The sequence below is a fragment of the Aestuariivirga sp. genome (genome assembly GCF_044239095.1).
In the GTDB taxonomy this organism is placed as follows: domain Bacteria; phylum Pseudomonadota; class Alphaproteobacteria; order Rhizobiales; family Aestuariivirgaceae; genus Aestuariivirga.
The window spans coordinates 1-11,788 of sequence record NZ_JBIICB010000121.1 but is presented as its reverse complement, the minus strand read 5'-3'; the positions used below and the strand labels follow the sequence as shown (position 1 = coordinate 11,788).

Sequence of the window (11,788 nt, the reverse complement as noted above, 5' to 3'; positions counted from 1 at the left end):
AGGAGTGCCATCCGCGTGCTCCTCTCCAAGGCCGACAAGGCGCCACTCGTTGAGGAGATGGAACGCATCCGCATTGACATCTATGTTCGTGACAACATTCCATAAGGGGAGGGCGCATGTATCTGGGGCTGGATTTCGGAACATCATCGGTAAAGGGCGTCTTGATCGACGCCAAGCAAAAGATCGTGGCAACGGCGAGCGCGCCTCTGAAGGTGTCGCGCCCGCAGCCCGGCTGGTCCGAGCAGAACCCGGAGGACTGGTGGAAGGCCTGCAACATCGTGGTCAAGACGCTGGGCAAGATGAAGCCCAAGGCGATTGCCGCCGTCGAAGGCATCGGGCTTTCCGGGCAGCAGCATGGCGCGACATTGCTCGGCAAGGACGGCAAGGTGCTGCGCCCCGCCATTCTGTGGAATGACGCGCGCTCCTTCCGCGAATGCGATGACATCATGAACCGGGAGCCGCAGGCGGTGCCGCTCGCGGGCAATATTCCGCTCGCGGGCTATACGGCGCCGAAGCTCGTGTGGGTCAAGAAGCATGAGCCGAAGACCTTCGCCAAGGTCGACAAGGTGCTGCTGCCCAAGGATTATATCCGCTTCCGCATGACGGGCGAATTCGCTTCCGACATGTCGGATGCGTCAGGCACATTCTGGCTCGACATCGCCAAGCGCCGCTGGTCGGACATGCTGCTTGCCGCCTCTGACATGTCCATCGACCAGATGCCGAAACTCTATGAGGGAACGGACGCCACCGGACGCCTCACGCCGGCCGTGGCAAAATCCTGGGGCATGCCGAAGAGGCCTGTCGTTGCGGGTGGCGGCGGTGACAATGCATCCGCTGCCTGCGGCATCGGTGCTGTCACTGACAATTCCGCACTCGTCTCCATTGGCACCTCGGGCGTCATGTTCGTGTCGAACGACAAGTTCCGCCCCAATGCCGGCCGCATGGTGCATGCCTTCTGCCACGCCGTGCCCGGCACATGGCACCAGATGGGCGTGATCCTGTCTGCCGCCGCAAGCCTTGAATGGCTGGCGGGCATTCTGGGCTCGCCCGCGCCGAAGCTGACGGGCGCGCTCGGCACCAAGCTCACAGGGCCATCGCCTGCGCTGTTCCTGCCCTATCTCTCTGGCGAGCGGACACCGGTGGGCGACGCGCAGGTGCGCGGCCTCATCATGGGGCTGGGCCATGAGAGCGACCACAAGACGCTGACCCATGCCGCACTTGATGCCGTGGCCTTCGCCTTCCGCGACTCGCTGGAAGCCTTGAAGGATGCGGGAACGGAAGTGAAGCGCGTCACCGCCGTGGGCGGCGGGTCCAAGTCCGAGCTCTGGCTCAAGATCATCGCCACCGTGCTGGGTGTTCCGGTCGATCTTCCAGCAGCGGGGGATGTGGGCGGCGCGTTTGGTGCCGCACGCCTCGGCCTCATCGCCGCGACGGGAGCAGACTTCCGCAAGGTGCTTACTGCGCCCAAGACCGCGCGCACCATCAAGCCCGAAGCCAAGGCGCGCGAGGCGTACGAGGAACACTACCGCCGCTATACGAAAATCTACCCCGCGATCAAGGAGATCTATCGCTGATGTCCCAATTCTATTCCGTCAAAGACCCGGTCAAGTACGAAGGCCCGGATACCACGAACGAGCTTGCCTATCGCTGGTATAATCCGGACCAGATCGTGATGGGCAAGACGATGCGCGAGCACATGCGCTTCGCGGTGGCCTATTGGCACACGCTGTGCTGGCCGGGTGGCGACCCGTTCGGCGGCGACACTTTCATGCGCCAGTGGCATCACATGGGCGATGAGATGGCCGCCGCCCGCATGAAGGCGGACGTCATGTTCGACACGCTCGAACTTCTGGGCGTGGACTTCTTCTGCTTCCATGACCTCGACATTGCGCCCGAAGGCAAGTCGCTGAAGGAGTTCAACGCAAACGTCACCGAGATCGCGAAGATCTTCGAGAAGAAGATGGCGGCCAAGAACAAGAAGCTGCTGTGGGGCACGGCCAACATGTTCTCCAACCGCCGCTTCATGGCGGGTGCGGCGACCAACCCGGACCCGGACGTCTTCGCCTATTGCGCAGCGCAGGTGAAGCACTGCCTGGACGTGACCAAGGATCTGGGCGGCGCCAACTATGTGATGTGGGGCGGGCGTGAGGGCTACGAGACGCTGCTCAACACCAAGATCGGGCATGAGCTGGAGCAGGCCAAGCGCTTCCTATCCATGGTCGTCGAGTACAAGCACAAGATCGGATTCAAGGGCCCCATCCTGCTTGAGCCCAAGCCACAGGAGCCCACCAAGCACCAGTATGATTATGACGTGGCCACCTGCTATGCCATGATTGCCTCACTCGGCTTGCAGAATGATGTGAAGCTCAACATCGAGCAGAATCACGCGATCCTCGCTGGCCACACCTTCGAGCATGAGATTGCGCTGGCATCCGCCCTGGGCGTGTTCGGCAGCATCGACATCAACCGTGGTGACTATCAGTCGGGTTGGGATACCGACCAGTTCGCCATGAACATCCCCGAGATGTCGCTGGCCTTCCTCGAGATCCTCAAGGCCGGCGGCTTCACCACGGGCGGCCTCAACTTCGATGCGAAGATCAGGCGGCAGTCGATCGATCCGGATGATCTGCTCTATGGCCATGTCGGCTCCATGGATGCCTGCGCACGCGGTCTTCTCGTCGCGGCGAAGATTCTGGAGGACGGCAAGCTCGGCAAGATCGTGGATGAGCGTTATGCCAAGTGGAACGAGCCCAGGAACAAGGCGATGCTCGATGGCAAGGAAACGCTCGAATCCATCGCCAAGCGCGTGCATGCCGAAGGCATCGAGCCGCAGCCGAAATCCGGCCGGCAGGAGCGTCTCGAAGGCCTGATCAATTCATACATCTGAGAAACGACAAGGGAGGACCACACCATGCCAACCGATATCAAGGGACCAGCGATTTTCCTGGCGCAATTCGCGGGCGATGCAGCACCGTTCAACAGCTGGGACTCGATCACCAAATGGGCCGCCTCGCTCGGCTACAAGGGCGTGCAGATCCCGAGTTGGGATGGCCGCCTGTTCGACTTGAAGAAGGCTGCCACCTCAAAGACCTATTGCGATGAGGTGAAAGGTGTGGCCAAGGCCAATGGCGTCGAGATCACCGAGCTCTCCACCCATCTCCAGGGCCAGCTCGTGGCGGTGCACCCCGCCTATGACGAGGCCTTCGATGCCTTCGCGCCCAAGGAGTTCCACGGCAAGCCGAAGGAGCGCCAGAAATGGGCTGTGCAGCAGGTCAAGTATGCCGCGAAGGCCTCCCGCAACTTAGGTCTTGATGCGCATGTCTCTTTCCCCGGTGCGCTGTGCTGGCCCTTCCTTTATGGCTGGCCGCCGCGCCCCGCGGGTCTGATCGAGGAAGGCTTCAACGAGTTGGCGCGCCGCTGGAAGCCGCTGCTCGACGGGTTCGAGGACAATGGCGTTGACTGTGGCTTCGAATTGCACCCGGGCGAGGACGTGATGGACGGCGTCACCTTCGAGATGTTCCTCGAGCGCCTCGACAATCATCCGCGCTGCATGATCAACTATGATCCCTCGCACTTCGTGCTGCAGCAGCTCGACTATCTCGACTTCATCGACATCTATCATGAGCGTATCTGCGCTTTCCACGTGAAGGATGCGGAGTTCAACCCGTCCGGCAAGCAGGGCGTCTATTCCGGCTTCCAGCCTTGGCTTAAGCGCGCGGGCCGCTTCCGCTCGCTGGGTGACGGGCAGGTGGATTTCGGATCGATCTTCTCCAAGCTCGCCGGCTACAATTATGATAGCTGGGCGGTGCTGGAGTGGGAATGCTGCATCAAGGATTCGGTGCAGGGCGCGATCGAGGGCGCACCCTTCATCGCCAGCCACATCATCAAGACGACGGAAAAGAGCTTCGATGACTTCGTCGCGGGCTCGGCCGACAAGGCCAAGATCAACCGCATCCTCGGCATCAAGTAAGGAGGCGCGTCATGGTTTCGGGACGCAGTGATGCCAATACGGGCCGCATCAGGCTCGGCATGGTCGGCGGCGGGCAGGGGGCCTTCATCGGCGCCGTGCACCGCCTGGCCGCCCGCATGGACGACCAGTATGACTTCGTGGCGGGAGCACTCTCCGCCGACGCGAAGAAGGCGAAGGCCTCAGGTGCCGAGCTAGGCCTGGCGCCCGACCGCATCTATACGGACTACCACGAGATGGCCAAGGCCGAGGCAAAGCGCGCCGATGGCATCGAGGCCGTCTCGATCGTGACGCCCAACAACGTGCATGTGCCCGCGGCGATGGCCTTCATCGAGGCGGGCATCCATGTCATCTGCGACAAGCCGCTGGCGCTGAACCTCAAGGAGGCGAAGGCGCTGGAGAAGCTTTTGGCGAAGCGCAAGGACGTGATCTTCGCGCTCACCCACAACTATTCGGGCTACCCGATGATCCGCCATGCCAAGGCGATGGTGGTGGCTGGGGACTTGGGTGACATCCGCGTGGTGCAGGGCGAGTATCCGCAGGACTGGCTCACCACCGCGTTGGAGAAGACCGGCCAGAAGCAGGCCGCCTGGCGCACGGATCCGAAGCGCTCGGGTGCTGGTGGCTGCGTGGGCGACATCGGCACGCATACCTTCCAGCTTCTCTGCGACGTGTCTGGCCTCACGCTTGATGAGCTGGCGGCGGACCTCACCTCCTTCGTCAAGGGCCGCCTGCTGGACGACAACGCCCATGTGATGCTGCGCTTCAAGGGCGGTGCCAAGGGCATGATCTGGGCCAGCCAGGTTGCGCCAGGCAATGAGAATGGCCTGAAGATCCGCGTTTATGGCACCAAGGGCGGTCTCGAGTGGCGCCAGGAGGACCCGAACTATCTCTGGTACACGCCGTTTGGTGAGCCGAAGCGGCTGATCACGCGTGGCGGTGCGGGCTCCAATGCTGCCGCGGGCCGCATGACGCGCGTGCCACCTGGCCACCCCGAGGGCTATCTCGAAGGCTTCGCCAATGTCTACTCAGAGGTGGCGCGCGCCATCAAGGCGAAGCGGGCCGGCAAGAAGCCGGAGAAGGACGTGGCCTTCCCGGGGATTGCCGATGGTGTCGCTGGCATGGCCTTCATCGAGGCCTGCGTGAAATCGTCGGAGAAGAACGGGAAGTGGGTGAAGGTGTAGGGTGAAGAGAAAGCCCTCATCCGCCCTTCGGGCACCTTCTCCCATTGCTTCGCAACGGGAGAAGGGAAAACCATGAAAAGATTATCCCCTTCTCCCGTCGCGCCGCGATGGGAGAAGGTGGCCGACAGGCCGGATGAGGGCCTCGTTCAACCAGCACGACTCGCGGAAAGAGGCCCTCATCCCCCCTTCGGGGACCTTCTCCCATTGCTTTGCAACGGGAGAAGGGAAAGCCGTGAAAAGATTATCCCCTTCTCCCGTCGCGCCGCGATGGGAGAAGGTGGCCGAAGGCCGGATGAGGGCTCTTCCTACTCCGGCGGCGATCTCAGAATATGCTCCCGCAGCCGTCTCACCCCGTACCACACGATGAACACCACCACCGGAATGCTCAGTAGGCTGACGAGTTTCGTCTCGACATGGGCATAGGCGCCGAAGCCGTCGATGAGCTTGCCGAGGATGCCGATCAGATAGTAGCTGATGGCGACGACCGACAGGCCTTCGACCGTCTGCTGCAGGCGAAGCTGCTGGTGGCCGCGCTTTTCCATGGACTTCAGCAGCTGCTGGTTCTGTGCTTCGAGCGCAATGTCAACCCTTGTGCGCAGCAGGTTGGAGGCGCGTTCGCTCCTCTCCGCCAGGCTCTTGATGCGCTCCGAGACGGCGGTGCAGGTGGCCATGGCAGGCGTGAAGCGGCGGTCGAGGAAGACGCCGATGCGCTGGAAGCTCATCACCTTTTCCTCGCCGAGCTCTGCGATGCGCTTGTCGACGAGCGCTGAATAGGCCCGCGCTGCCGAGAAGCGGTAGCTGGTGCGGCTCGAAATCTCTTCCACGTCGCGCGCGATGGCGCTGAGCGCGGTGAGGAGGCCTTCGTCCTCATGGCTTTCCCGCGCTGACAGCATGTCGGCCGTCACCTTGGACAGCGCGCGCTCGAGCCGTGCCAGTTCCGACTGGACCTTTCGGGCCAGCGGCAACGCCAGCAGCGCCATCATGCGGTAGGTCTCGATTTCATGAATGCGGCGGACGACGCGGCCCAGCCTGAGCGGTGACAGGCCGTGGTCATGCACGATGATGCGGGTATAGCCGTCCGGCCCGATGCGGAAGTCCGTCCAGACGGTCGCAAGCCCTGAGCTGGTGCGCGAGCCCGCGAGATCCTCATGACCGAATATCGCAGCCAGGGCCGCCACATCGGGCCCTGGTTCATCCTTGTCCATGATGCGCGTGTGGATGCCGACGAGCCTTGCCCCTGGAAGCCCGTCGACCCAGCCCACCGGCAGGATGGCGAGCGCCTCGCCCTTTTCCGGGCCGCCGTCGGCCACAACGCTGAGCCGGTAGAATTCGCCATGGCGCTCATACTTGATCTGGCCGCCCGCGATTTCGGCCCAGTGATGGGGGGCTCCCTCGGTCGGAGGTTTCACGCCCAGCGTGTCGCACAGCACCTTCACATGGGCCAGCGGGTCCCCATCCCCCTCGCCGATGGTGAATGCAAGGTGGGTGACGCGTGCCGGAGCCGTCACCGGAAGTCCGGGACGCCCGTGCAGCTCGTCGTTCAAGACATACCGGAGTTCGTGATCGCGCATGATACCAACCTACGGATTCTTTAGGTTGCCGGGTCACACCGGTCAATGGAGGCTGGGTCATGGGCTTTCCACTAAGCCCGGAATTCTCTATGTTTCCGTTCATGAACATTGCCAGGGATCGCGCCTTGGACGCCGCGCCACCCCGCAAGGCTGGCCGTGACATCCGGCGCGCCCAGCTGATCGGCGCGACGATCGCCGCCCTCGCCCGCAAGGGCTATGCCGCCCTGACGGTCGCTGACGTGGCCAAGGAGGCGGGCCTGTCCGCCGGCATCGTGATTTTCCATTTCACCAGCAAGGACGAGCTGCTGGCCGCGGTGCTGCATGCCCTCGCCACGGAATATCACCAGCACTGGGCCAGCCGGGTGCGGGAGGCGGGGCCCTCGGCTGCGGAGCGGTTGAAGGCGCTGCTGCTCTCCGATTTCGACACCAGCGTGTTCACGCCCGAAAAGCTTGCCGCATGGATCGCCTTCTGGGGCGAGACCCAGGGGCGGCCGGTCTATGACCAGATCTGCTCCGGCCTCGATGCGCAGCGCCAGGCGGCTTCGGAAAGCCTGTGCCGGGAGCTGGTGGTGGAGGGTGGATACCTGGCTGACCCGCACATCCTCATGCGCACGCTGGAGGCCCTCTGCGACGGGCTGTGGCTGGGCCTTGCCGCCCATGGCGCTGGCCACAGTGACCGGGTGTCGGCGCCGGATGCCCACAAGATCATCATGGCGGCCCTTGCTGCCCTCTTCCCGCGGCACTTCGTAGCCGGCAGCTGAGCCGCGCCTGAGTTGCGCACCTCAGATTTCCTCTTCCGCGCCGTAGCGAAATCACTATAAATGCCGCCGAAATCAACCCGCCCGTCAACCGGAGACCTTGCACCATGACGAAAGTCCGTGTCGCCATCAACGGCTTTGGCCGCATCGGCCGCAACATTGTCCGCGCCATTTACGAATCGGGCCGCAAGGACATCGACATCGTCGCGGTGAATGACCTGGGCCCGGTGGAAACCAACGCCCACCTCCTCCAGTTCGACTCGGTGCACGGGCGCTTCCCGCACGAGGTGGTGGTGAAGGGCGATTCGATCTCGATCGGCTCCGACCAGTTCAAGGTGACGGCAATCAAGGATCCGGGCCAGCTTCCCTGGAAGGATCTCGGCATCGACATCGCGCTCGAATGCACCGGCATCTTCACCGCGCGTGACAAGGCGGCCGCCCATCTCACGGCGGGCGCCAAGCGCGTCATCGTCTCGGCCCCGTCGGATGGCGCGGACCTCACGGTCGTCTATGGCGTCAACCACGACAAGCTCACCAAGGACCACATGGTGATCTCGAACGCGTCGTGCACGACGAACTGCCTCGCCCCCGTGGCGAAGGTGCTGAACGACGGGATCGGCATCGAGAAGGGCATGATGACGACGATCCATTCCTATACGGGCGACCAGCCGACGCTCGACACCATGCACAAGGACCTCTACCGCGCCCGTGCCGCCGCACTCTCCATGATCCCGACCTCGACTGGCGCTGCCAAGGCCGTGGGCCTGGTGCTTCCCGAGCTCAAGGGCAAGCTCGATGGCTTCGCCATGCGCGTGCCGACGCCGAATGTTTCCGTCGTCGACCTCAAGTTCATCGCCAAGCGCAAGACGACGAAGGAAGAGGTGAACGAGATGATCCTTGCGGCCGCCGCCAGCGGCCCTCTCAAGGGCATCCTCGGCACGACGGCGAAACCCAACGTGTCTGTCGACTTCAACCATGATCCGCACTCGTCCGTCTTCCACCTCGACCAGACCAAGGTGATGGACGATAATTTTGTGCAGATCCTCTCCTGGTACGACAATGAGTGGGGCTTCTCGAACCGCATGGGCGACACCGCCGTGCACTTCGGCAAGCTCATCGGCTGATCCGGTCATGACGCGCCCCCTTCTCATCGCGCCCTCCATCCTCGCTGCCGATTTCGCGCGGTTGGGAGATGAAGTCCGCGCCATTGACGATGGGGGTGCGGACTGGATCCACATCGACGTGATGGACGGGCACTTCGTGCCCAACATTTCCTTCGGCTTTCCCATCATCGAGGCGATCCGCCCGGTGACGCGGAAGCTGTTCGACGTCCACCTGATGGTGGCGCCGGTGGACCGCTATCTCGAGGCCTTCGCCAAGGCGGGGGCGGATTCGATCACGGTGCATGCGGAAGCGGGCCCGCATCTCGACCGTTCGCTGCAGATAATCCGCAGCCTGGGCAAGAAGGCGGGCGTGTCGCTCAATCCCGCAACGCCGGTTTCCGTGCTCAACCATGTGCTGGACCGGCTGGACATGGTTCTGGTGATGACGGTCAACCCGGGCTTCGGTGGCCAGGCCTTCATCCCCGCCATGCTGGACAAGATCGCGGAGGTTCGCGACATGGTCCGTGGGCGGAACATCGACATCGAGGTCGATGGTGGTGTCACCCGCGCCAATGCGGCAGACGTGGCGCGCGCGGGCGCCAATGTGCTGGTGGCGGGCTCCGCCATCTTCAAGGCGAAGAGCTATGCCGAAGAAATCCGCGCCATCCGGACGGCGGCGACAAGCATCGCGGTCTAACCCCAGTTTCCCGTCATCCCGGCGTAGGCCGGGATCCAGCTTCACAGCCGGCAAAGCTGGATTCCGGCTTTCGCCGGAATGACGGGTTCACAACTACGGCCGCTTCTCCACCCACTCCAGAAACGCCTCGAACCATTTCGCGAGGTAGCGCTGCGTCTCGGCGTCGGTGATGTTTCCCTCTGTGTCGAACTTCTCCTCATTGTGGTTCACGAACACCTCGGGCCTCGGCATGGTGATGGCCTGCAGCGCCTGCAGGTTCTGGCGCAGGTGATACTGCGCCCGCGCCGTGCCAACGAACTGGCCGCCCCCCGCGCCCACGATGCCAACGCGCTTCCAGCGGAAGGGTGAGCCGCCGCGAGAGAGCCAGTCATTGGCGTTCTTCAAGACACCGGTGAAGGAGAAGTTGTATTCGGGGCAGGCGATGACGACGCCGTCCGCCGCGCGGATCTTCTCGCTCAAGACGGTGACGGCCTCGGGCTTGCCCGTCGCCGCCTCGTCATCCTCGTTGAACAGCGGAATGCCGTGCAGTGTTGCCACCTCAACCGATACATGGCCGGGCGCCATGGATTGCAGCGCGCGCAGCATGCCGGTGTTGGAAGAGGCGCGGCGCAGTGAACCGCTGATGCCCAGTATCTTCGTCATGCTGCCCCCTTGATCTGCTGGAATGCGGCAAGCGCCTTCTCACGCGCCTTGCCGTGGTCGACCACAGGATGCGGGTAGTTCCGCCCCAGTGCAACACCTGCCGTCTCCAGCACCAGGCGCGGCGCCTCCCACGGCTTGTGCACAAACTGGTCTGGCAGGCGCGCCAGTTCCGGCACCCATTTGCGCACATAGGCGCCTCGTGTGTCGAACTTCTCGCCCTGCAGCACCGGGTTGAAGATGCGGAAATAGGGGGCAGCATCGGCCCCGCAGCCCGCCACCCATTGCCAGCTTGCGGAGTTGCTGCCGATGTCGGCGTCGACCAGCGTGTCCCAGAACCAGCGCTCACCCTCAGCCCAAGGGATCAGCAGGTCCTTGATCAGGAACGATGCCGCGATCATCCGCACGCGGTTATGCATGGTGCCGGTGGCCCAGAGCTCCCGCATGCCGGCATCGACGATGGGGTAACCGGTTTTCCCACGCTGCCATGCCTTGAGCGCCGCCGGGTTCTCGCTCCACGGGAAGGATGCGAATTCGGGGCGGAAGGGCACCGTCGGCAGCGTCGGCCAGTGATGGAGCAGATGATAGGAGAACTCCCGCCACAGGATCTCCTTCAGGAACTTCTCCGCCGTCTTGTCCAGCTTGGCCCCCGCCTTGAACTGCGCAGCGCGCACCGCGTGCCAGCACTGTGCGGGGCTGATGTTGCCGAAGCGGAGGTGGGGCGACAGGCGCGAGGTCACGTCACGGTCCGGCCTGTCACGCTCATCGGCATAATGCGCGAGGCCGTCTGCGATGAAGGCCTTGAGGCGCTGAGCCGCTCCCTCCTCGCCCGGAGTCCAGTGTTGCGCGAAGCCACCGGACCAATCGGGCTTGGTGGGCAGCAGGCCCCAGTCCTGGAGGCCGTCGCTGCGCAGCGCGCCCTTCCACGGGGCGAAGTCCGGCACGGGCTTCAGCGGCTTCGGCTCTCCGCTCGCGAAGCAGGCTTTCGAGAAGGGTGTGTAGACGCGATAGGGCTCACCCGAACCATTGCGGATCGATTCCGGCTCATGCAGCAGGAAACCGCCATAGCGATGGCAGGCGACGCTGGCCGCATCGCAGATGTCCTTCACGCGCCGTTCCAGAGCGCCAGCCCATGGCGCATAGTCGCGTGTGAAGTGCAGGGACTTCGCGCCCGTCTCCGCCAGAACCTCGGCGATGACCTTGTCAGCTGCCCCGCGCCTGAGCGTGAGCGGAACCTTGCGCCCCAAGGCCTCGAGGCTTCTGTGCAGCCACCAGCGCGAGGCGCCGCCCAGCTTCCATTCCCCCGGCGTCTCGTCATCGAGGACATAGAGGAAGATCACGGGACCCTGCGCCGCCGCGGCGGTCAGGGCCGCATTGTCGGAGAGGCGAAGATCGTTGCGGAGCCAATAAAGGGAAGGAGATGTCATGTCTCCTTTACGCAGCAGGTGCGAGCCGGATCAAGCAATGATCCCCCTCGCCCCCACGCATGTGGGGGAGAGGGTAGGGGTGAGGGGGTGGCTCCCCTGGGAAGATTGGCGAAGGAGAGTGTTGATGCTGCAGCGCTTGAGACCCGCCGCAGGGACTCGCGGAAAGACCCCCTCACCCTGCCCTCTCCCCCGGTGGGGGAGAGGAATGCGTGGGGGTTCTCAGTCGAGGTCTGACTGCTTTTCCTTCAGCACCTAGGCAAAGACGTTGATAATGAGGGCCGCTCTCCTTTACGCAGCAGGTGCGAGCAGGATCAAGCGCCTCCACTTCCCCCTCGCCCCCACGCACGTGGGGGAGAGGGTAGGGGTGAGGGGGTGGATCCGCGGGTGAAATGACCGATGACGAATGGTGGTGCAGCGCTTGAGGCCCGCCGCCGGGACGCGC

10 protein-coding genes are annotated in these 11,788 nt (G+C 63.6%); 7 read left to right on the top strand and 3 right to left on the bottom strand.

Going from position 1 to position 11,788, the window contains the following annotated elements:
- Nucleotides 1-116 precede the first annotated feature (116 nt).
- From xylB to ACILRA_RS12225, 4 genes are read left to right on the top strand one after another with little or no spacing between them, the layout of a single operon-like run.
- Nucleotides 117-1,574, top strand: coding sequence for a xylulokinase (gene xylB, locus ACILRA_RS12240; RefSeq protein ID WP_395662381.1), 1,458 nt, complete (start codon nt 117-119; stop codon nt 1,572-1,574).
- Complete coding sequence (gene xylA, locus ACILRA_RS12235; RefSeq protein WP_395662382.1) at nt 1,571-2,887, top strand: xylose isomerase; 1,317 nt, start codon at nt 1,571-1,573, stop codon at nt 2,885-2,887. Before xylB ends, xylA begins: the two co-directional genes overlap by 4 nt.
- Nucleotides 2,888-2,911: 24 nt before the next feature.
- Complete coding sequence (locus tag ACILRA_RS12230; protein ID WP_395662380.1) at nt 2,912-3,970, top strand: sugar phosphate isomerase/epimerase family protein; 1,059 nt, start codon at nt 2,912-2,914, stop codon at nt 3,968-3,970.
- A gap of 11 nt (nt 3,971-3,981) precedes the next feature.
- Nucleotides 3,982-5,151, top strand: coding sequence for a Gfo/Idh/MocA family protein (locus ACILRA_RS12225; RefSeq protein WP_395662379.1), 1,170 nt, complete (start codon nt 3,982-3,984; stop codon nt 5,149-5,151).
- A 305-nt stretch (nt 5,152-5,456) separates the two neighbouring features.
- Here the strand turns inward: ACILRA_RS12225 and ACILRA_RS12220 are convergent, their stop codons facing one another.
- Nucleotides 5,457-6,722, bottom strand: coding sequence for a DUF3422 family protein (locus ACILRA_RS12220; protein WP_395662378.1), 1,266 nt, complete (start codon nt 6,720-6,722; stop codon nt 5,457-5,459).
- 101 nt (nt 6,723-6,823) lie between these two features.
- Here ACILRA_RS12220 and ACILRA_RS12215 point away from each other — a divergent pair, with 101 nt between their 5' ends.
- From ACILRA_RS12215 to rpe, 3 genes are all read left to right on the top strand, one after another.
- A complete protein-coding gene (locus tag ACILRA_RS12215; protein ID WP_395662377.1) occupies nt 6,824-7,483 on the top strand; it encodes a TetR family transcriptional regulator C-terminal domain-containing protein in 660 nt (219 codons plus the stop codon).
- Between the two features lie 104 nt (nt 7,484-7,587).
- Nucleotides 7,588-8,604: a type I glyceraldehyde-3-phosphate dehydrogenase gene (gene gap, locus ACILRA_RS12210; protein ID WP_395662376.1), complete on the top strand. Its 1,017-nt coding sequence runs from the start codon at nt 7,588-7,590 to the stop codon at nt 8,602-8,604.
- 7 nt (nt 8,605-8,611) lie between these two features.
- The gene (gene rpe / locus ACILRA_RS12205; protein ID WP_395662375.1) at nt 8,612-9,280 is read left to right on the top strand and encodes a ribulose-phosphate 3-epimerase; all 669 of its coding nucleotides are present in this window, start codon (nt 8,612-8,614) and stop codon (nt 9,278-9,280) included.
- A 93-nt stretch (nt 9,281-9,373) separates the two neighbouring features.
- Here the strand turns inward: rpe and ACILRA_RS12200 are convergent, their stop codons facing one another.
- Complete coding sequence (locus ACILRA_RS12200) at nt 9,374-9,922, bottom strand: NADPH-dependent FMN reductase (RefSeq protein WP_395662374.1); 549 nt, start codon at nt 9,920-9,922, stop codon at nt 9,374-9,376.
- Nucleotides 9,919-11,346 (bottom strand): cryptochrome/photolyase family protein, encoded by a 1,428-nt coding sequence (locus ACILRA_RS12195; RefSeq protein ID WP_395662373.1) that lies wholly within the window; start codon nt 11,344-11,346, stop codon nt 9,919-9,921. The genes ACILRA_RS12200 and ACILRA_RS12195 overlap by 4 nt, the downstream gene beginning before the upstream one ends.
- Between the last annotated feature and the right edge of the window lie 442 nt (nt 11,347-11,788).

What these genes read in the sequence shown, in the direction of transcription:
- ACILRA_RS12200 (WP_395662374.1), bottom strand. Translation starts at nt 9,922, where the DNA reads ATGACGAAGATACTGGGCATCAGCGGTTCACTGCGCCGCGCCTCTTCC.
- ACILRA_RS12215 (WP_395662377.1), top strand. Translation starts at nt 6,824, where the DNA reads ATGAACATTGCCAGGGATCGCGCCTTGGACGCCGCGCCACCCCGCAAG.
- rpe (WP_395662375.1), top strand. Translation starts at nt 8,612, where the DNA reads ATGACGCGCCCCCTTCTCATCGCGCCCTCCATCCTCGCTGCCGATTTC.
- xylB (WP_395662381.1), top strand. Translation starts at nt 117, where the DNA reads ATGTATCTGGGGCTGGATTTCGGAACATCATCGGTAAAGGGCGTCTTG.
- ACILRA_RS12220 (WP_395662378.1), bottom strand. Translation starts at nt 6,722, where the DNA reads ATGCGCGATCACGAACTCCGGTATGTCTTGAACGACGAGCTGCACGGG.
- ACILRA_RS12195 (WP_395662373.1), bottom strand. Translation starts at nt 11,346, where the DNA reads ATGACATCTCCTTCCCTTTATTGGCTCCGCAACGATCTTCGCCTCTCC.
- gap (WP_395662376.1), top strand. Translation starts at nt 7,588, where the DNA reads ATGACGAAAGTCCGTGTCGCCATCAACGGCTTTGGCCGCATCGGCCGC.
- ACILRA_RS12225 (WP_395662379.1), top strand. Translation starts at nt 3,982, where the DNA reads ATGGTTTCGGGACGCAGTGATGCCAATACGGGCCGCATCAGGCTCGGC.
- ACILRA_RS12230 (WP_395662380.1), top strand. Translation starts at nt 2,912, where the DNA reads ATGCCAACCGATATCAAGGGACCAGCGATTTTCCTGGCGCAATTCGCG.